At 72.8% G+C, this 21,231-nt stretch carries 11 protein-coding genes; 7 read left to right on the plus strand and 4 right to left on the minus strand.

Annotated elements, in window-relative coordinates; all coding sequences use genetic code 11:
* The 6 genes from AC08OO_RS07440 to AC08OO_RS07465 form a co-directional block, all read left to right on the plus strand.
* Positions 1–1,806, plus strand: a 1,806-nt coding sequence (locus tag AC08OO_RS07440; RefSeq protein WP_476618359.1) for an SDR family NAD(P)-dependent oxidoreductase, incomplete at its 5' end; no start/stop codon positions are given.
* A complete protein-coding gene (locus tag AC08OO_RS07445) occupies positions 1,799–7,003 on the plus strand; it encodes a type I polyketide synthase (protein WP_476610604.1) in 5,205 nt (1,734 codons plus the stop codon). The genes AC08OO_RS07440 and AC08OO_RS07445, both read left to right, overlap by 8 nt.
* Complete coding sequence (locus AC08OO_RS07450) at positions 7,003–7,383, plus strand: acyl carrier protein (RefSeq protein WP_476610605.1); 381 nt, start codon at positions 7,003–7,005, stop codon at positions 7,381–7,383. The genes AC08OO_RS07445 and AC08OO_RS07450 overlap by 1 nt, the downstream gene beginning before the upstream one ends.
* Before the next feature lie 6 nt (positions 7,384–7,389).
* Complete coding sequence (locus AC08OO_RS07455) at positions 7,390–8,343, plus strand: alpha/beta fold hydrolase (protein ID WP_476606427.1); 954 nt, start codon at positions 7,390–7,392, stop codon at positions 8,341–8,343.
* Between the two features lie 10 nt (positions 8,344–8,353).
* Positions 8,354–9,544, plus strand: a complete 1,191-nt coding sequence (locus AC08OO_RS07460; protein ID WP_476610606.1) for a glycosyltransferase — start codon at positions 8,354–8,356, stop codon at positions 9,542–9,544.
* Between the two features lie 61 nt (positions 9,545–9,605).
* Complete coding sequence (locus AC08OO_RS07465) at positions 9,606–11,468, plus strand: class I SAM-dependent methyltransferase (protein WP_476610607.1); 1,863 nt, start codon at positions 9,606–9,608, stop codon at positions 11,466–11,468.
* Between the two features lie 77 nt (positions 11,469–11,545).
* Here the strand turns inward: AC08OO_RS07465 and AC08OO_RS07470 are convergent, their stop codons facing one another.
* The 3 genes from AC08OO_RS07470 to AC08OO_RS07480 all read right to left on the minus strand — a co-directional run bounded on the left by AC08OO_RS07470 (position 11,546) and on the right by AC08OO_RS07480 (position 18,392).
* On the minus strand, positions 11,546–12,469 hold the full coding sequence (locus tag AC08OO_RS07470) for a type IV toxin-antitoxin system AbiEi family antitoxin domain-containing protein (RefSeq protein WP_476610608.1): 924 nt from the start codon (positions 12,467–12,469) through the stop codon (positions 11,546–11,548).
* A gap of 101 nt (positions 12,470–12,570) precedes the next feature.
* On the minus strand, positions 12,571–14,865 hold the full coding sequence (locus tag AC08OO_RS07475; RefSeq protein ID WP_476610609.1) for a hypothetical protein: 2,295 nt from the start codon (positions 14,863–14,865) through the stop codon (positions 12,571–12,573).
* 254 nt (positions 14,866–15,119) lie between these two features.
* The gene (locus tag AC08OO_RS07480) at positions 15,120–18,392 is read right to left on the minus strand and encodes an ATP-binding protein (RefSeq protein WP_476618360.1); all 3,273 of its coding nucleotides are present in this window, start codon (positions 18,390–18,392) and stop codon (positions 15,120–15,122) included.
* A gap of 834 nt (positions 18,393–19,226) precedes the next feature.
* On the opposite strand from AC08OO_RS07480, the gene AC08OO_RS07485 reads away from it, so the two are divergent.
* Positions 19,227–19,880 (plus strand): hypothetical protein, encoded by a 654-nt coding sequence (locus tag AC08OO_RS07485; protein WP_476618361.1) that lies wholly within the window; start codon positions 19,227–19,229, stop codon positions 19,878–19,880.
* 74 nt (positions 19,881–19,954) lie between these two features.
* On the opposite strand, the gene gnd is transcribed toward AC08OO_RS07485, so the two are convergent.
* On the minus strand, positions 19,955–20,983 hold the full coding sequence (gene gnd / locus AC08OO_RS07490; RefSeq protein ID WP_476610328.1) for a phosphogluconate dehydrogenase (NAD(+)-dependent, decarboxylating): 1,029 nt from the start codon (positions 20,981–20,983) through the stop codon (positions 19,955–19,957).
* Positions 20,984–21,231 lie beyond the last annotated feature (248 nt).

A 21,231-nucleotide genomic window follows, 5' to 3' on the forward strand; every position in this document is an offset into this window, starting at 1 on the left:
AGAACTGTCCGCGGCGTCGTCGACTGGATCGTCGCGTCGGTGGATCCGGATGCCGCCGGCGCGGCTGAACCAGCCGAGCCCGCCGGGCCCGGTCGGTCCGCCGGAGTCGCGAAGTCCGGGGGGGCCGGCTCGACAGCCGCGATCCCGCTACGGCGGTTCGTTGTCGAACCGGAGATCGTCCCCGTGCCCTCGACCCCGGAGCCGGTCGGATGTGCCGGGTCGCTGGCCGGGGCCCGCTTCCTTCTCGTCGAGGGCGGCCTCGGGGTCGGACTCGAGCTCGCCACGTTGCTGGAGCAGGCGGGTGCCGAGGCCCGCATCCTCGCTGCCGACGACCGGGGCCTGGTCGGTCAGGTTCGAGCCGGCGCCGGCGCGGACGGCCTGGTGTGGATCGCCTCGATCGATCCCGGTGCCGGCGACCACGCCGTTCTTCCTGCCGCGTTCGCGGCACTGCGGGCCGCGGCCCTCGGCGGCAGCCGGCGGATGCTCGTCGCGACCGGGCACGGCGGGCGCTTCGGTCGCCCGTCGCCCCACGGCACCGGAGCGCTCGCCCCGGGCGACGCCGGGGACGAGGGGATCCAGCTGACCCCGGGGATGGGCCTCGCCGGCCTGGTGCGCACGATCGCCTGGGAGGTTCCCGACATCGCGGTCCGCCTCGTCGACGTCGAACCGAAGGACGAACCGCGTCGGATCGCCGAGAGCCTGCTCGTCGAGCTGCTCACCCCCGGCGGGCCGTCCGTGGTGGGTTACCGTGACGGGGTCCGCGCGACCCCGCGGATCCGGCCGGTGGAGCTGGGCGTCGCGGGCGACGTCGGCGACGTGGGCGTCGCGGGCGACGTGGGCGACGTGGGCTATGCGGGCGAACTGCCCGCCGAGCTTGGTCCCTCCTCGGTGGTGCTGCTCACCGGTGGCGCGCGGGGTATCACGGCGGCCGTCGCAGTGGAGCTCGCCCGGCGCAGCGGCTGCGCCATCGAGCTGATCGGGCGCACCCCACCGCCCACCGGACCGGAGGATCCGGTGACGGCGGATGCGCTTGACGCCCCGGCGCTGCGCCGCGCGCTTGTCGCCACCGGCGTCCGCCGGCCGGCCGAGATCGAGTCCCAGGTGGTCCGGTTGCTCGCCGAGCGGGAGGTGCGCACCACGCTGGAGGTCCTTGGTCGGCTGGCCTCGTCGGTGCGTTACCACGCGATGGACGTGCGTGACGGCGCCGCCGTTGCCTCGGTCGTGGCCGACGTCTACGCCCGCCACGGTCGCCTCGACGGCGTGGTGCACGGCGCGGGCATCCTGGCGGACCGACTCCTGCGGGACAAGACGCCCGAGTCGTTCGACCAGGTGTACCGAACGAAGATCGACGGTGCCCGGGCGCTGCTGGCGGCGCTGCGGGACGATGTCGGCTTCGTCGCCCTGTTCGGGAGTGTCGCGGGCGTCTTCGGCAACCGCGGCCAGGTCGACTACGCCGCCGCGAACGACGCCCTGGACACGCTCGCCGCTGCCTGTGCGGGCCGCTTCGCCGGCCGGGTGGTCAGCGTCGACTGGGGTCCCTGGGGATCCGCGCGGGACTTCGTGGCACGGGCCGGCGGACCGGCCCCCGCGGTGGCCGGGGGCGCGGTGGCCGGGGGCGCGGTGGCCGGTGTGACCGGCGGTGGGATGGTCTCCCCGGAGCTTGCCCGGGAGTACGCGCGCCGTGGCATCGGCCTGATCGATCCCGCCGACGGGGTGGCCGCCCTGCTGCGGGAGCTGGCCGCTCCGGCGGGCACGCCCGCGCAGGTCGTCTACATGTGCGCCTCGGTGGAGTCGTTCGATGCCTGAGCCCGGTGCCGGGCCGGGGGGGCGGTCGGCGTCGGGATCCCGGTCCGCGCCCGGGGGCGGTGCCCCACCCATCGCCCTGGTCGGGATGGCGGCGCTGTTCCCCGGCGCCGGCGACCTCGGCACCTTCTGGGGCAACATCGTCGGGGGTGTCGACGCGATCCGGGAGGTGTCGCCGGAGCGTTTCGACGTTGACGACTACTTCCGCCCCGACCTGTTTCGCCCCGACCCGCCCCGCGGTGACCGTCCCGGTGCCGGACCGGGCGGTGTGGGCAGACCCGGCGGTGTGGGCAGACCCGGCGGTGCCAGCGACGCCTTCTACTGCCGGCGTGGCGGTTTCGTCGAGGAGTTCGCGTCGTTCGATCCGGCCGCGTTCGGCATCATGCCGCTGGCCGTCGACTGGGCCGAACCCGACCAGCTGCTGTCCCTGCGGCTCGCCGCCGAGGCGATCACGGACGCCGGCGGTCCCGAGCGGTTGGGGGACGCCGAGCGTGTCGGGGTGGTGCTCGGCCGCGGCGGCTACGTCGGTCCCGGGGTCGCCAAGCTCGAACAGCGGGTGCGCACCTCCCGCCAGATTGTCACGACGCTGCGCGAGATCCTGCCCGACCTGCCGGCCGAGGCCGTCGAACGGGTCCGGGAGGCGTTCGTCGCCCAGCTCGGACCGCAGCGCCCCGAGGCGTCCATCGGGCTGGTGCCGAACCTCGCAGCCTCCCGCATCGCCAACCGGCTCGACCTGCGCGGACCCGCCTACACCGTGGACGGGGCCTGCGCGTCATCGCTCATCGCCGTCGACATGGCGATGCGTGACCTCGGGTCCGGCCGGACCGACGCGATGATCGTCGGTGGCGCCCACATCGTGCACGAGGCGTCGTTCTGGAGCGTCTTCACCCTGCTGCGGGCGTTGTCCCCGAGTGAGATCATCCGTCCCTTCGACCGGCGGGCCGACGGCATCCTCATCGGCGAGGGCGTCGGCATGGTCGTCCTCAAGCGGCTTGCCGACGCCGAGCGCGACGGTGACCGGATCTACGCGGTGCTGCGGGGATCGGGCACGTCCAGTGACGGCCGGTCCGCCTCGCTGATGGCCCCGGCCGTCGAAGGCCAGACGCTCGCCGTCCGCCGGGCCTGGGCGGATGCCGGGCTCGACCCGACGGCGCCGGGTGCGATCGGCCTCGTCGAGGCGCACGGCACGGCCACCCCCACCGGAGACGCTGTGGAGCTCGCCACCCTCAGCCGGATCTTTGGCACCGCGTCGGGCGGACCGGCCGGGCCGGGTCGGGCGGACATCGGGATCGGTTCCGTCAAGTCCATGATCGGTCACGCGATGCCGGCCGCGGGCGCGGCCGCTCTGATCAAGACCGCGCTGGCGCTGCACCACCGGGTCCTGCCGCCCACGCTGCACTGCGACGAGCCGCATCCGGCGTTCGTGGGCAGCCGGTTCGCGCCGGTGCGCGCCGTCGTCGAGTGGGACGCCCCGGCCGGCGGCGGTCCCCGCCGAGCGGGGGTCAACGCCTTCGGGTTCGGCGGCATCAACGCCCATCTGGTGCTGGAGGAGGCGCCGGCACCCGCGGCGGTGACGGCGGCCCGTACGTTCGCAGCCCCGGCGGTGACCACGGTGGACCGGGCGGCCGACCCGGACGTCGGTCCGGACGCCGAACCGGTGCTGCTGCTCGCCGGGGCCGACGCGGCTGACCTGCTGGCCCAGCTCGACGTCCCGGACGCGGAACTGCTCGCCCGCGACGACGCCGCGACCCCGCCGACCGGTGGGCCGTGGCGGCTGGCCCTGGTCGCGCCGACCGCCCGTCGGCTGGCGCTCGCCCGCACCGTCGTCGAGCGCGGCACCCCCTGGCGGGGACGCAACGACCTGTGGTTCACCCCGGCAGGGATGTTCGCCCCCGCGCGGGCGGGTGGGGACTCCCCGGCGCAGACCGCTTTCCTGTTCTGCGGCTTGGAGGACAAGTTCACCCCGCGGATCGACGATGTCTGCGAACACTTCGGGCTGACGAAGCCGACCCTCGACGACACCGGGATGCTCGGCCGGCATGGCGTCGCGAGCGTTGAGGTCGGCCGGATCCTCGATGTGGCGCTGCGGCGGCTCGGGATCATCCCGGACCTCGTCGGCGGCCACAGCATCGGCGAGTGGAACGCGATGATCTCCTGCGGGCTGATCACCGACGAGTACACCGACGACTTCCTCGCCGGCTTCGACCCGACAGCCCTGGAGGTGCCGGGGGTCGTCTTCGGCGCGCTCGGCTGCGGCGCGCAGCGCGCGACGGAGGTCATCGCCGGGCTCGACGAGGTCGTCGTCTCCCACGACAACTGCCCGCATCAGTCGATCATCTGTGGGCGGGAGGACAGCGTGCGTACCACGCTGGACCGGCTGCGCCGCGACGGCGTGCTGGGCCAGATCCTGCCGTTCCGGTCGGGGTTCCACTCCCCGTTCCTCGAACCGTACCTGGATCCGATGCGGGCGCGGCTCGCCCGCACCACGTTCGTCGAGGCGAGCGTGCCGATCTGGTCGGCGACCACGGTGGCGCCCTACCCGAGCGACCACGACGCCATCCGCGCGCTCGCTCTTCGACATCTGGTCGAACCGGTACGCTTCCGCCAGCTCGTCGAGCGGCTGCGCGAGCGCGGGGTGCGTGCCTTCATCCAGGTCGGAGTGGGCAGCGTCGCGGGATTCGTCGACGACACCCTGCCCGGCAACGACCATCTCTCGTTGGTCACGAATACCGTGAAGCGTCCCGGGCTGGACCAGCTGCGGCGGGTCGCGGCGGCGATGTGGGCGGAAGGCGCCGCGCCCCGGATGGACCTGCTGCCCTGCCGGTCGCGACCCGCGCCGGCGGTGCCGCAGCCCCCCCGGGCGGCCAACGGACCGCACCGCGTCGGCGCCCCGGTGCGGTTGAGCCTCGGCACCCCCCTGATCCGCCTCGGCGGCGGGGCCGGCGACCTGCTCAACCCGGGCAGTGCCGATCGGACCCACCGGAACCCGCCGTCCTGGGCCGGAGGTGCCGTGCCGACGCATCCGGTGATTGCCGAGCTGCGGGCCGCGCTCGCCGAGGCGGACGCGGTGATGTCCACCGTGGTCGACCGCTGGTCGCAAGGGGCGACGCCGGCTCGGGTCCCCCCGCCCGGATCGGGGGGCAGGGCGATCCCGGGCGATGCGACCCCGGGCGGCGTACGGTCGGGCGGCGTGCGCGGTGGTGCTCGGTTCCGCGCCGACGATGGTCCCCGGGGCGGCGGCACGTCCGGCGGTGCCGGCGGAAACGGCGACGCGGGTTCGACGGGTGTCCCTCCTCGCCGCGGCGCGAGCACGGCCGACGGCGGGGCCGGTCGGGGCACGGGCGCCGATCGGACGTCCGCGGTGGGCTGGGTACCCGTGCCCCGTGACAGTCCCGAACCCGGGCCGCGGATGTTCCGGCGACGGCTGTCGCTGGCGTCGATGCCGCACATCGTCGACCACTGCTTCTACCGTCAGCCGCCGGGCTGGGCGGACATATCCGATCTGTTCCCGGTCGTGCCGATGACCGAGGTTCTCGAGCTCATGATCGGCGAGGCCGCCGCGCTGCTGCCGGGCCGGGTGCCGGTCGGTGTCCGAGAGGTCCGGGCGTTGCGCTGGCTCGCGATCGAGCCGGCGGTGGAGGTGTCCATTGCGCTCGCCCCCGCGGGGCCGGACGCGGTGCGGGTGACCGTGGACGGCTACGCCCGCGGCACGGTGCTGTTCGCGGCGGACCACCTGCCGTCGCCCGAGTCGACCGCGATCACCGCCGATCTGTCCGTGGGCCGGACGGGCCCGACGCTGCCCGTCGAGCGGCCCCCGCGGCATCGTGGCAGGGATCTCTACGGGGCCCGGTTCCTCTTCCACGGTCCCGGCTACCAGGGCATCCATCGGATCGAGGCGATCGCCCCGACCGGTATCCGGGGGCGTCTGCGGGTACCGCCGGCGTCTGGCGCCCTGCTCGACAACGTGGGCCAGCTCTTCGGCTACTGGGCGATGGAGCATCTGTCCGACGACTCCCTCCTGCTCCCGCAGTCCCTGGCCGACGTGCAGTTCCACGGCCCGGCGCCGGTGGAGGGCGACCTGGTGGACTGCGTCGTACGGATCCGGCAGGTGGCCGAGCGCACGGTGACCGCGGACATGGAGGTGCGGCGGGCCGACGGACGTGTCTGGGCGGTCATCACCGGGTGGACCGACCGCCGGTTCGCCAACGACGACGTGCTCTGGGCGATGGTGCGTGCGCCGGAGTTGAACACGGTGGCCCAGCCCTCCGGTGAGGGCTGGGTGGTCGCCGTGGACCGCTGGCCCGACGCGGCCTCGCGGGAACTGATCGTGCGCCACTACGCCGATGCCGCCGAGCGTGCCCGGCTCGCCGCGCTCAACCCCAGGGCGGCACGCGGCCGGCTGTTGGGACGGATCGCCGCCCAGGACGCAGTCCGGCGATGGCTGTGGGAACGGGGAGCGGGGCCCGTCTGGGGGATCGAGGTCGGGATCCGTAACGACGACGTGGGTGCCCCGGTCATCACCTCCCTGCCGGCGCGGCCGGGTGTCCCAGCGCTCGACCCCCCGGGGGTGTCGCTCGCCCACAAGCCGGAGCTCGCCGTGGCCTTGGTCGCCGCGGACGGGGAGGTTGGCATCGATCTTGAGCGGATCGTGTCCCGCGCCGCCGGGGTCGAGAAGGCGGCCCTGGCGCCCACCGAACTGCGCCTGCTCGACCGGGTCGCCGGCACCGATCCTCACCGGCGGGCCGTGTGGTTCACCCGGCTGTGGGCGGCGAAGGAGGCGGCGGCGAAGGCCGACGGAACGGGCCTCGCCGGCCGTCCACGTCGGTTCGTCGTGGACGGCCCCCATCCCTTCCCGGGGAAGGCCCATTCCCCGGGAAGGGATGGGCTCGCGTCCTCCCCGGTGGGGGGCACCCCGCCTGACCTGGTCCGGGTCACCGTCTACGGGGATGGTCCCGACGGGTCGGTGCCGGAACGGACCCGGTGGGTGGCCTTGCGTACGGTGGACGCCGCCGGCCGGATTCAGCCGGAACCGACCGGCCCGGCGCCCCGCGAGGGCGGGGTATCGCCGTCGCGGCGTCAGGACGCTGTGGGCGATGACGCCTCCACTGGAAGAGTCGATATCGCTACCGTCAGTTATGTAGTCGCCTGGACCTCCCCCGAGGTCGAGGCGCATGGTCTCCAGAGCCAGAAGGAGTGTTGATGATGTCTGCGCCGAGCACGACGAGGCAGGGTTCTCCCGGCCGGGATCCGGACGACCGCACCGACGCCGTCACGCGGGCCGAGGCCGAGGCCCGGATCCTCGGTGAGGTCACGGAGCTCCTGCGGGAGGTGATCGGGGAGGAGTACGTCGTGGACATGGAGATCACGATGGCCACCTCGTTCAATCAGGATCTCGAGCTGGAGAGCATCGAGTTCGTGGCGCTGGCCGACCGGCTGCGTGGGTGCTACGGCGAGGCGGTGGACTTCGTCGGCCTCCTTGCCGACATGGACGTCGACCAGGTGATCAACATGCGGGTCGGCGAGGTCGTCCGCTTCATCGTCGACAGCCTCCCGACGCTGGCGCCGGCGGGATCGGCCTGAAGGCCCGTGGCTGAGATCATCGCGAACGGGATCCGGCTGCACGTGCAGCGACTGGCGCCCAGGGGCGGAGCGTCCACGGACTCGCCGGTCGTCGTGATGGTGCACGGCATGGTGATGGACAACATCTCCAGCTTCTACTTCACGCTGGGCAACTGCCTCGCCGATGCCGGCTGCGACGTCATCTGCTACGACCTGCGCGGCCACGGGCGCAGCGAGCGGACCCGCAGCGGCTACGAGCTGGCGGACTCGATGGCCGATCTGCTCGGGCTGCTCGACGAGCTCGGGGTGGATCGCCCGGTGCACCTGGTGGGTAACAGTTACGGCGCCACGATGGCGCTGGCTTTCGGGCTGGAGTTCACCTCCCGGGTGGCGAGCCTGACGCTGATCGAGCCGCCGTTCCTGATCGAGGGTCTTGGCGAGGAGATGGCCCGATCGCTGACCCAGATCCTCGTCGCGATGACCGACGAGGAGGTCCAGGAGTGGTTGGACAACGGCGCCGGACGCGTGGCCAGCCGCGCCACCCGGGCCGCGCAGCGGCTGCTGCAGGAGACGACGATCGCCACCGACATGCTGGCGACTCCGCCGTTCTCCACCGAGGCGCTGGCCGCGCTGAACGTCCCGGTGCTCGCGGTGTACGGGGAGAACTCCGACATCATCGGGCAGGCTGCGGGCCTGGCCGCGCTGGTGCCCGAGTGCACCCTGATCGTCCTGGAGCACCACACGCACATGGTGCTGCGGGAGGCCGCGCACTACCTGCGGGACCTGATGCGATGGTGGTTGTTCCGCCGCCAGACGCCGCCGCCGCCCTACGTGCGCGCGAACGGCCGGCGCTTCGCCACCCCGGACTGGGTGACGCAGCGGGTGCCGCCGCCCGATCTCAACGCCGAGCGCCGGCCGGCCCCGATCTCGGCCGACGCGGCAGTTGCGGCCGGCGAGGGGCGTGAAGGGCGAGGGGCGTGAGGAGAGTCTGATGAGCCGCGCGCTGTTCGTGGTGCCGCCCCTGACCGGGCATGTCAACCCGGCGGTCGGGGTCGCCGCCGAGCTGGCCGCCCGTGGTCACGAGGTGGCGCTCGCCGGGTACGCGGGCGTCATCGGATCGTTGATCCCGCCGGAGCTGCCCCTGCTGGCGTTACCCGAGGCGGGCCTGGGCGAGAAGTGGTCCCGGATCCAGGACGCGTCTCGGGCGCTGCGGGGGCCGGCGTCGCTGAAGTTCCTGTGGGAGGACTTCCTGCTCCCGCTCGGCTCGATGATGGCCCCGGCGATCGACAGGATCATCGACGACTTCCAGCCCGACCTGCTCGTCATCGACCAGCAGGCGGTGGGCGCCGCGCTCGTCGCCCGTCGCCGGGGCCTGCGCTGGGCGACCCTCGCGGCGACCTCCGCCGAGTTCGACAATCCTTACGGGGTGCTCGCGGGCCTGGGGCAGTGGGTCGTCGACCGCCTGCGGGAGTTCCAGACCGGGCACGGAGTTCCGCCCGACGAGGCTGCCATCGGGGACCTGCGCTTCTCCGAGGCGTTGACCCTCGTCTTCTCCGTCCGGGAAATGCTGCACAATCCCGGGATCCCGGACTACGCGGTCTTCGTCGGCAGCGCGGTCGGGAAACGGGCCGGCGCGGGCGAGTTCCCCTGGGACTGGCTCGACCCGGCCCGCCGGGCGGTGCTCGTCTCCCTCGGCACGGTGACCCGGGAGGCCGGCGGTCGGTTTCTGCGGGCGGCGGCCGAGGGGCTGCTCGGCCTGCCCGAGCAGGTACAGGTGATCGTCGTCGCCACACCCGGGCTCGTCGACGACCTCGCCGCCGCGGCGCCCGACGACCTGCTGGTCGCGCCGTTCGTGCCGCAGGTCGCGTTACTTCCGCGGTTGTCGGCGGTGGTGTGCCACGCCGGCAACAACACCGTCTGTGAGTCGCTGTCACACGGGGTTCCGCTGGTGGTCGCCCCGGTTCGCGACGATCAGCCGATCATCGGCGAGCAGGTCGTCCGTAACGGGGCCGGGGTGCGCGTCAAGTTCGGCCGGGCCGGACCCACCGCCGTGCGTTCCGCGGTGACGGCCGTGCTGGACGATCCGTCGTACCGGGCCGCCGCCGCCCGGATGCGGGCCGCCTTCGCCGCGGCCGGCGGGGTGGCCGCCGCCGCCGATCACCTTGAGAAGCTGGCGGTCTGATGCTCGGTCTGGCGGTCCGGTGATCGGTCTCGTGGTCTGATGCTCGAACGGTTCTGACGTCGTGCTGACATGGTTGCCGATCCTGGTGTGTGCCGGTCTGGCGATCAACGGTGTGCGGCTGCGCGGTCGGCTGCGTCGTCTCGACACCCTGCCGGCCTCCGGTCGCCCGGTGGACCCCGCGCATGAGTTCCTCGTCGCGACCGGGGTCCGCCTCTCCGACAGCGGCCGACGGGCGGCCAGTTACCACGCCAGCCGGGACCGGCTCGACGTGCTCGACCTCGTCCCGGCGGACCTGACGGCCGAACGGGCGCTCGACCTCGCCCGGATGGTCGACACCCGCACCTACCGGGCCGACCGCTGCGTGCCCGGCCGCGGCGCCTTCCAAGCGCTGCTGGTCCACTCCGAGATTCTCCAGCGGGCTGGGATCACCCGCCGGGACGGTTTCGATCCGGTGGAGCTCGTCGACATCACCGAGCGGCTGAAGACCTTCGCCTCCGGCTCGACGGATCTGGCGGTGCTGCCGGGGCTGCGTGCCGCCCGGGACGACGCGGCGATGCGTGTCCGCGTCCAGCAGCGGGCCTACCGGTTCACCCGGCAGAACCAGCTCTTCCCGTTCGTACCCCAGATCGCCACCGCGATCGGCTTCCATGTGAACCAGCCGTTCGGCCTCGCGGCTATGGCGCTGTTCTGGTTCCAGCCGTTCTTCGTCTGCGCCGGCCGGGTGCCGCTGTCCCCGCGCGATCTCATTCGTTCCCCCATCGTGCGCATCCTCGGCGGGGTGCTGTTCGTGGTCGACTCCGTGCGGGCCGGCCGGGCGCAGGCCGTGAAGGCGGCTGAGGCGAAGGCCGCCGGGCTTCCTCCGGACCCGGTCAAGCATGCGGCCAGGCAGGAGACCGCCGCCAGCCGCGCCTCCTACTCCCAGGACGTCCAGGCCGGCCTCGACCGGTTCCTGCGCCACGACCGGGCCGACTGCCCCTGGTGCGGATCGGTCGAGCTCGCCACCCGGGTGGAGTCGCCGGACCTGCTCCTGCGCAAGCCCGGTTCCTTCCGGCTGGACGGCTGCGAGCGCTGCGGGCATGTCTTCCTCAACCCGTCGTTGAGTCCGGCCGGGCGCGAGTTCTACGACCGGGACCGCTACGACGGCCTGCGCACCGATGTCGCCGAGCAGGTCCTGGCCGCGATCGCCCGCGAGCGGCGCGAGCAGGCTGCCGCCGTCCGACCGTTCGTGGTGCCACGGACCTGGCTGGACGTGGGGACCCGGTACGGTCACTTCGCCAACGCGGCCCGCGAGGTGTGGCCGAGGACGGTGTTTGACGGGCTCGACACCTTTCCCGGCCTGGCCAAGGGCCTGGCGCGCGGCTGGATCGACCACGCCCACTACGGCCGTTTCTCCGACGTCGTCGACAGCCTCGCTGGCCGGTACGACGTCATCAGCATGTTCGACTACCTGGAACGCCGCGACGACCCGTCGGCGGAGCTCGACGCCGTCGCGAAGGCGTTGCCGCCTGGCGGGCACGTCGTCTGCGAGCTGGCCAACGCCGACTGCCGGCAGGCCCGCTGGCTCGGCCGGTTCTGGCCCGGCTGGGCGGTCCCCGAGCGCGCCCACTTCATCCCCGCGGAGAACCTGATCGCCGCGCTGGAGGACCGGGGGCTGCGGCCGGTCGCGGTGCGCTTCGCCGCGGCGCGCCGTCCCGGTGGGCTGACCGGCGCCCTGCTGCTCGCCGTGGCCATGATCGCGCCACGCCCCATGCCGTGGCTGCCCCGGCAGGCCGGCCCGGTCGGCGCGGCCGGCCGCGTCCTGGTGATGCTTGTGGCCAGCCCCCTACTGGGACTGGCCCGCCTCCTCGACCGCCTTGCCGGCCGGTACGCGCACGACGCCCGGCACGCCGGCACCTACCTGATGGTCGCCCGCAAGGAGCTCTGACCTCGGCGGACCGGTTGACCGGAATGTGCGGCGTGGCACAGGGATACGGGACGCGCCGAACGAATGTCCCGCGGAGCTCAGGAGGCCAGCGCCCGCGGAGTGCGCGGCACCGACGCCGACCAGCCGCGGTCACGCAGCGCCCCGCCTACGAGGGAAGCCACCTCGGCCGGGGCGTCCCGCGCCAGGCGTGCCGGCAGACGGATGAGGAGCTGGCCGGTCGGCTCGGCGACGACCGTCGGCCCAGGGACCGTCGCCTGGATCTCCACCCGCACGCGCCACGGCTCGTACCAGACGTCGAGGCGCGCCATCGGCTCGTCTGCGGGCCCGTTGACACTCGGGGTTCCTACCGGCAACCCCCACTGGGCCTCGATGCGACGGTACATGATCTCGGTGAGGTGCGGCGCGTCCCGGCCCAGGTCGTCCAACGTCTCAGTGATCAGCGTCCGGCGGCTGATCGGACCACGCCGGGCCAGCGCGATCCGCAGGCTCGCGACGGTGACGAAACGTTGACGGACAGCGTCAACGAGCAGGCCCTGCGCGTCCGCGCGGGTAGCCGCCCACTCGGCCATGTCGATGACGGACCGGGCGGGGGCCGTCCGCCGGGGCAGGCGGAGGGGATCGATCTCGGTGATGTCGAGCCGAGCGCTGTGCCGCAGAAGCACGCCCGGTGGCGCGGCGATCCGGCGTTCGGTGGGCAGGAGAACCGTCACCGGGCCGGTGCCGTAGCCGTCCAGACCCGCGAGCCCCGCCGCGCAGGCGCCCGCGAGCACCGCGTCCGGGCCGACGGCCTGCAGGGCCCCCCACAGCTCCTGCATCCTCGTCACGGGTGTGGCTGCTGTGATCAGCACGCCGCGGAAGGGTTGCTGCCAGCGACCGTCGTTCAACCGTCGGCGGATCTCGTCGCGGGTGATGCCGGCGTTGATCGCATCGCGTATCGTGATCACGCCGGCCTGCATGGTGGCGATCTCCTGCCAGGAGAGTCGGCCAGGGTTATGGGCCATGAGAAGACGATGACGGTTGTCCGTCTGTTGGGCCAGAACCTTTTTCGGGTTGTGGATAACTTTCGGCTGTCTCCTTCCTGACGGCCGCGTTCCGGACCGGGTCAGCCATGCCCCGGGTGGTGGTCCCCGATGCCGGGAACCCATCCCCGCGCCCCCGGGTGAGTGCTCTGGCCGCCGGGACCGCCGGAGCCGCTGGGACGCGCCTTGGGCGGGACGAGCCGGTAGATCTCCTCGTCGGCCGGCGGTTGTTGGCCGATGCCCGGAAACCCGACGGGCGGGGCAGGCTCGATCCGACGCTGTTCCTCCGCGCCGGTCCGCGCAGGGCCGGCCTGGTCCGTACCGGCCTGGATCATCCCGGCTCCGGCGGTTCCGACGTGGTGACCCGCCAGGGGCGTGGCGGCCGCGTCAGGTACGGACCAGCGGTCGGCCGCGGAGACCCCAGGCAGCAGGACGGTGCCCGGATTGCAGTCCCCCGGCACCACCCGTCCCGCCCCATCGACCGGGTTGACCAGCAGGAACGCGGTCGCCGGCAGGGTCTGGACGGTGGTCGGCTCCACGGTGAACTCGTATACCCGCTGGGAGGTCGTGCCGTCGGTTGTCGAGTCGCTCACCGACGAGTTTGTCGTGCGCTGCCAGGTCTGCGATCGCGACGCCGTCACCGACTCCTGCCATCCGGCGTTCTTCGACGTGTTCTGCAACCAGGGCAGCAGCCGGGTGCCGTCGTAGGTCCGGCCGGTTCCGCCGCTGGTGCCGGTCGTCTCCGAGGTGCCGTCCTGGTAACCGACGCTGTCGCTGTCGCCGGCCGTGAAACTGCGCCCCACCTGGGCCGTCATCTGAGACATGACGAAGCGGTAACCACGCCCGATAAATTCCGCCGCGGTCGCGGCGTCCTTACCGTTCCCCAATCGCATGATGATCGTCGAGCCTCCCTGGCTGCCCAGCACCCGTTCGGCGTCGTCGGCGAGCCGTTCGAAGAGCAGCACGAGCCGCACCCCGGCGAGCTCGGCGTGGCGGGTCAGCCCGGTCAGGACCGCTCGGCCGAGATGGTCCGCCCCGGCGACGACCAGCATGTCCCGGCCGGTCGGCCCGCCCCGCTGGCGGCAACGGAGCTGGTGGAGCACGGTCTGGACGAGGAGCCGGTCCGTGAGTTCCTTGCGGTGGGCGGACGAGTCCCGGCTCGACGTGGCGAGAACCCGCAGCCCGGGTACCGGCCACCAGGCCGTCAGTGGACGGGGCGCGCTGTCGACCCTGGTCGTCGGCACCCTGGTCGTCGACATATCGGCGGCGGCCGCCAACATATGGGCCTCGACCGTCGCGGCCGGTGCCGTCGCGGCCGTGGCTGGTGGTGGCGGGCTGAGCGCCTCCAGCGAGGAACGCAGGTAGCGCAGCTCGTCGGCGATCCGGTCACCGCGGCCGAACGCGTCCATGTGCGCGGTGAGCTCCCCGGCCTCGGCCGTCGACAGCGACGTGGCCGCGCTGCCGTCGTCGAGACCTTCGAGGACGCGCAGGCCCTCGGCGAGACGGCGAATGCTGAGCCGTTCGTACAGAACGACGGCGACGGTGGTGACCAGGTCCGCGTGCAGGGCGCGTCGGTGCGGATCATCGCCGCTCTCCTGGGACATGCCGAACGCGTTGGCGACGAGCTCGCCGGCCTCCCGCGGCCCGAGGCCGTCGAGGAGCGCCACCTCGTCGAGCTGGCGGGGCAGGTCCCAGGACTCCACCGGCCAGCGCGCCTGGCCGGCGAGGCGCGCCAACCCCCCGCCCACCGCCCGCTCGCTGAGATCGACGAGCAGGATGCCGGTGCCGCCGGTGAGCACCGAGCAGCCCGCGGTGGCCAGCAGGCTCGCCCATCCGTCGCCGGTTCCGCCGAACACGTCGATCCTGGGGGTCGCAGCGGGGGCCGAGACGGGATAGAAGACGGCGGTGGCCTCCCGGCGTCGCAGCTCGGCCCGGTCGTGCGCGTCGACCTCGGTCTGCCAGGACGTCAACGCCTGCAGGTGGCGGGTGTACCCGTCGGCCCGGGCCGACGCGGCCCGGGATCGCGTCCGGCCCAGCCGGTAGTGCAGGATCAGCGGAGGCAGGCACGCGACCACGGCGAGCGCGAGTCCCGCCGGGACGAAGAAGAACCCCCCCTCGCCCGCGAGCAGCATGCCGAACACCACGAAGGCCATCGGCAGGACGAGCCTGGTCAGCAGGGCGCGGACGGCATGGTTTCGCCGGGCCGTGAGCGCGGTCAGATCGGGCGATTCGGGCTCCTGCCAGACCGGTTGACGGTCGGCGAGCGGGCTCGGGGCCGATGGACCGGTGTCGACGAACTCCCAGCCCCAACGCTCCCGTGGAACGAAGAGCCCCTGGATCAGCCGGGCCTCAGTCGTGGTTAGCGTGCCCACCCCCATCGCCGACCCTCCGCCGTCCCACTCGCCTGCTCCCGCGTCGCAGCCCACCGTGCCGCTGCCCCGACGGCCGCAGCCCACCGTGCCGCTGCGACTCCCCGCTCCCGATCATCGTGCGCCTGGAAACGATCTCGGCACGCCCGGTGTCAGTACTGGGGCGTTACGTGGCCATTATGGCGCGTGGTGTCCACTCTGTCGCGTTCCGCCGTGCATGTCGGCCCCGCCGTAACGACCCGACGGTCGACGGGCCCGGGCGCTCAGTCCTGCGCTGTCCCGAACGCGGATGCTGTCCCGAACGCGGATGCTGTCCCGATGGACGGGCCGAGGGCGGTGGCCGCCGCGGTGGACTCCGGTGGGGCGCTCCCCGGTCCGCTCGGCGCGGGGCCGACGAGGTCGAAGATCTGAGCGGCCAGCTCGGCCAGTCCCTCGCCGGTGCATGCCTGGTGGAGCGCGTCCGACAGCGAGGTGGCATCCGCCGCGCCGGCGAGTTCCCGGACCGCCACGGTGAGGCCGCTGACCGTCGGATCACCGATGTTGACCTTCTCCCGGCCCGGAGCGTAGAAGGCACCGTTCTTCAGCCGGGTGAGCTGTTCGCCCACGGTCTCGCCCGGCAGGGTCAGGCCGCGCTCGCGCCAGGCCGCGGTGAGCGGATGCGGGCCCGCGCCGGCCCCCCGCCGGCGCACCGCGTCAACCAGCGCCTGCCGGACGTCCTGCCAGCGGTACATGCCCGCGGTCAGGTGCCGGGAGTCGACGGTGTTCGCAGCGTCTGCCGCGTCCGCCGGGGACGGCGGCAGGCCGAGGAGCCGGCGCAGCGTCGCGAGCAGGGCGGCGGTGAAGTCGTCCGGGTCGACGAAGGGGCGCAGCGCGGCGGCGCGGGCGTCCGTCGCCCGGTCGGCGGCATGGGCGAGCGCGCAGTCGAGGATGCGACCCGGCAACGCGGCGAGGGTGGTCCGCAGGGGTTCCGCCGGAGCGAACGGCGCGATCCCGAGCAGATGGGTGAAGCCCATGACCTGGTGCGCGGCCACCGCCTCGACCCACACCACCAGCAGGGGATCGCGGGCCGCGAGGGCGGACGTCTCCGTCTCCTCCAGGGTGCAGGCGGGGCCGGCGACGCAGGCCACGCCGCAGCCGAGGCTGCGCCGTCCGGCCAGGGGCACCCGGTCGTAGCGCGCGAGGCGCGCGCTCTCCCGGTCGTCTCCGGCGACCATCCGGGCCAGCACGGGACGGTCCATGCCGTCCGCGCTCACCGCCGCCACTCCCGCCGGCAGCGCGACGACCAGTTCGGACTGGTCGTCGCGCAGGTTCATTGTCGCGCCGACGGCTTCTCGGTCGTCGGCGGCCGGGAGCCGGTGCATCACCTTCAGTGCGGTGTTCTTGATAACGTCGGGAAGGATCTTCGCTGGGATCTGCTCCACGACAACAAGCCCCTCGCCGTAGGCGCGGATCTCCGCGAGCAGTGAGGCGAACAGGTCGACGGAGGCCGCGGCCGGGCCGTCGGTGACGTTCTTGAGCAGCCGGTGGGCCTCCTCGAGGACCAGGACGTGGCGCAGTCCGCCCGCGCCCGCGGTGGCGTACCGGACCCGCAGATGCTCCACGACGCGGATCAGGACGGCGCCGAGCAGGAACGCCTTGTCCTGGTCGTTGGTGATGTCCTCCAGCTCGAAGACGACGTTGCGCGCCAGCAGGGCGCCGATGTCGATCGGATGCCCGCCCTCGAAGAACCGACCGGGAGAACCCTCTCGCAGGCTACCGATGCGCACGTCGACAAAGCCCCGGACGTCCGCCGTGACCTCCACGCCGTAGCCGATGCTCTCGACCACCCTCGTCGCGGTGCGCTGCAGGTCCCCGAGGGTCGGATATCGCCTGCGCACGTCGACCTTCGGGTCCTCCTCCGGCCCGGTCACCCGGAATCTGGGCCGGTGCGCGGGCTCCGGCCGGTCCAGCACCAGGTTCCATCCCAGGTCCTGGTAACAGACCGTCAGTGCGCGGGCGAGTACCTGGGGGAACGGCTCGTGCGCCTCGAACGCCGCCAGGAACAGGGCCCGGACGAGATCGATGTGGCTCTGCAAGGGAAAGCCGGGCTCGGGTTCCAGCGGGTTCAGTGACGCCGGTGGAGCGTCGAGCCGGCCCGGCCTGATGACGAGCACCTCGGCGAGGCCGGCGAGCCGCCCGGCCATCCGGGCGTACTCGGCCTTGGCCGGCTCCAGGACCAGCCACGGAACGGGCGCCGGAGCACGGGTCAACGACTCCAGCAGCGACCGCACGGTCTGTGACTTCCCGGATCCGGTGGCGCCGCAGACGAAGGCGTGCCGGTTGAGCGTCGCGAGGGGAACCGAGAACGCGCCGGCCGGCATCCAGCCGGCGTCGAGCACGGCGCCGAGCCGAACGGCGCCGGGCGTTCCCCGGGGGTCCGCGGGACCGGACTGGTTCGGACCCTCGGGCGTTACGTCGAAGGCGTGCGGTGTGATCAGGGTGATGCCCGGCAGCTCACGGCCGGGCGGCCGGGCCAGCGCAGCCAGCAGCTCCGCGCTCGCCCGCGGCGAGGGCCGCGGTGAGCCGGCCAGCCCGCCGACCCCGGCTCCGACCCCGCCGAGGGCCCCCGCGAACGAGGTGACCGGGCCGGTCGGACGCAACGTGTAGGGCAGCCGGTCGAGATCGCTGGAGCTGCACAGCAGGGCGGCCAGCGAGACCGCGCCGGCCGGGGTCACCCCACCGACCAGGATCTCCACGTCCCACATGCCGCTCGACGCGCCCCGGCCCAGTTCCCGGTAGCGGGCCTCCGCGCGCTCCAGGTCGAGCCGGGCGCCCTGGTCGTTCTCCCGCCGGCGCAGCACGGGGATCGATCGCGCGAGGTCCGCCCGTTCCTCGGCGAGATGCTCGGGAGGCACCGGCCACGCGAGCACAAGCCAGGCAAACGGGCCGACGAGATGCGCGGCGTAGTCGTCGAACGATCCGCGGCGGGTGTCTGGCGGCCGGGCGTCGGTGCCGGGATCGGCGGCCCACAGGGCATCCGGGAGGCCTTCGCACCGCAGCCAGTAGGGGAAGCCGGCGAGCTGGGCGGGTACGGCGTCCGGTGGCAGCGCCACCGCTGTCGATCCCGGGGGGTACAGCAGCGGAACCGCGGTTGCGTCTGGTGTCGACGTGGCCGTTGCGAGCGACGTGGCCGCCGCGGTCGGGTCTGTCGCGGTCGGGTCTGTCGCGGTCGGGTCTGTCGCGGTCGGGTCTGTCGCGGTCGGGTCCGCTGGGAAGAAGGGCCGGCCGCCGACGAGGAACCGGATGTGCGCCTCACCCGGGCCCCGTAGCCAGGCGACGGCGATTCCCGGCCGGGCTGCTCCCGGCACCGGGTACGGGCCGCCGCGAGTCGACGCACCGGAGACGGTGGGTTCGTGGCCGGGCCCGAGCGAGGTCAACTGCGCGTGCGCGCCGACGAGGGCGGCGAAGAGCGCGGCCGGTACGGGATCGGGCCGGTCGGGTGTGTCGGGTCGCCGAGGGGCGGTGAGGATGCGGTGGAACCGGAAACCGGCGAGCACGATCGGAGGGGCCTATTCGTGCCGGCCGCGCTGGGAACGGCTGCCGGCCGCCCGTACCACCATGCGGGCTCCTCGTGGTCTTCGTCTCGTCTCTCCGTGAACATACTTCTGATCATCGGTGCCGATGTGGCAATCTATCACCCTCCGCTGGGCATTGGATCCGGATCGTGTCCATCGTTGCTCGAAGTATCCGAATTCCGAGATCGGGGAGGAGTGAGGGTCGAACATGGAGGCATGGACTGCTGTCTTCGATCGTCACGGTCCCGGGCGCATGGACTCCCGTCGCCGTGATCGCGGTCTGCGGGTGTCGTGGGCCGACGCACCGGCGGCTGCCGCGGGATACCTCCCCAGGTCGGGGTACCTCGCCGGGCTGGGCGACCTCGCCAGGCCGGCGTGAATGATACGTATTGTCATCGCCGGTGCATCATGGCCGCAGCCGGATGGCACGGGCGTGGCGGCAGCCGGGGGTGGCAAGGGTCACGGGGGTGGCAAGGGTCAACAGTGCGTCGCCGCCTCGCCCGTGGCGTCGTCCCGGAAGTCGGAGGCATGGCCGGTCATCGCAGGAATCGCCGCCGGACCGAGACGCGTACGAGCCCCCCGCGGGGTCGCTCGGTCGCGGTCGGTGCCGCCGCGGTGGGTGTGACGTTGGTCGTGGGGGCGGCCAGTGCACTTCATCTCAGCAGTCCCGCTTCGGACCCGGACTCCTCGCATGACCTGTCGGTGTCCGTACCGTCCGGGCCGAGGGGCGCAGCCCGGCTCGGACGCACATCCGGGCTCGGTCCCACCTCCGAAGCACGCCCGGCGGGCGTGGGTGGGCCGGTGAGGACGAGCCGGATGGCCGGCACCGGCGCGGACGGCAGGGCGGGGCCCGCCTCCGACCTCACCGCGATCCCCGGGGTCGGACCGGTGATGATGACGAAGATTCCGCAGGCCGCCCGGCAGGTGATCGTGGTGAGCGGCATCGACCGGAATGCGGACACCAACAACGTGACGCTGTGGGAACGGGCCGATCCCGGCTCCGCCTGGAAGACCTACGGAGCCCCGCTGATCGGCCGCAACGGCGCCGATGGCTGGACGTACGACCATCGGGAGGGCGATCTGCGCAGCCCGATCGGCGTGTTCGGTCTCACCGCCGCCGGTGGCAAGCTCGCCGATCCGGGCACCGGTCTGCCCTACGAGTATCGCCCGTCGTTCTACCGGGCGACGGGTCCGCGGGGCGAGCCGATGCCCGATGCGTTCAACTATGTGGTCGCCATCGACTACAACCGACTGCCCGGGTATCCGCCGTCGGACCCGACCCGTCCGCTGGGCCCGCAGATCGGCGGGGACATCTGGCTGCATGTCGACCACAGATCGCCGACGCGGGGCTGCATCGCGGTGGAACAGGACGCCCTCGTGGCCATTCTCCGTTGGCTGACCCCGATGGCCCATCCCATGATCGTTATGGGAGACGCGGCGGATCTCGGCGCCGACAACGTGCGCCCCTGAGCCCCTTTCCTTGCCTATCCAGAGAGATAAATCGAGCACAAAAGCCTCTGGATAGGCAAGGAAGCCGACGAGGCTCAGCCGGCCGGCTTCTCCGCGTGCTGTTCCGCGTGCCCACCGAACTGCTTGCGCATCGCCGACAACAGCTTGTCGGCGAACAGGCCCTCCCCGCGCGAACTGAACCGCTCGTAGAGGGACGCCGTCAGCACATGGGCGGGAACGCCCTCCTCCACGGCGGCCAGCACCGTCCAACGTCCTTCCCCGGAGTCGGACACCCGGCCGCTGAACTCGGTGAGTCCGGGATCCTCCTGCAGCGCGGCGGCGGTGAGGTCGAGCAGCCAGGAACTGACCACGCTGCCCCGCCGCCACACCTCGGCGATCGCGGTGGTGTCGAGGTCGTACTGGTAGTACTCCGGGTTGCCCAGCGGGGCGGTCTCGGCGTTGTGCTCGGCGGACGTCGTGCCGATGTTCGCCTTGTCGAGCACCGCGAACCCCTCGGCGAAGGCGGCCATCATGCCGTACTCGATGCCGTTGTGCACCATCTTGACGAAGTGACCGGCGCCGTTCGGGCCGCAGTACAGGTATCCCTTCTCGGCCTGGGTGATCTCGCCGGTCCGGCCCGGGGTCCGCGGGATGGTGCCGACGCCGGGTGCGATCGTCTCGAACAGCGGCTCCAGGCGGGCCACGACCCCCGGTTCGCCGCCGATCATCAGACAGAAGCCGCGTTCCAGTCCGAACACCCCCCCGGAGGTGCCGACGTCGACGTAGTGGATGCCCCGCTCGACGAGCGACGCGGCACGCAGGATGTCATCCCGGTAGTAGGAGTTGCCGCCGTCGATGATCACGTCGTCCGGCGCGAAGTGCTCGGCCAGGGCCGAGACGGTCTCACCGGTCAGCCCGGCGGGCACCATGATCCAGGCAGCCCGGGGTGGACGCAGGGCCGCGGCGAACTCGGCGAGGCTCCGCGTCTCCGTGGCGCCCTCCGCAGCCAGGGCCTTGACGGCCTCGGGGTTGACGTCGTAGACCACGCATTCGTGACCACCGCGGATCAGCCGGCGCACCAGGTTGGCACCCATCCGGCCGAGTCCGATCATCCCGAGCTGCATCTTCATCTCTCCGCTGGTTCGTCTCGATGGCCCGCTCCGGCGTGTCGCCGGGACGGGCCCGGCCCGGCGCTCCTGACGCCATTCTCCGTGCTGCATCCGTGCTTCCCCGTCCGTGGTGCACGTGCTTCTCGTCTCCGGGCCGGCGCCCGCGCCGGCCCGGCCACGGACCGTCCGGACCGGGACCCCGAAAGTTCCCGATGATCTTCGGTTGGCGTGGATCGAGCGGCAGATTGTGACGAGTAGCGACG

The sequence above is a fragment of the Frankia sp. CeCAU1 genome (genome assembly GCF_977971845.1).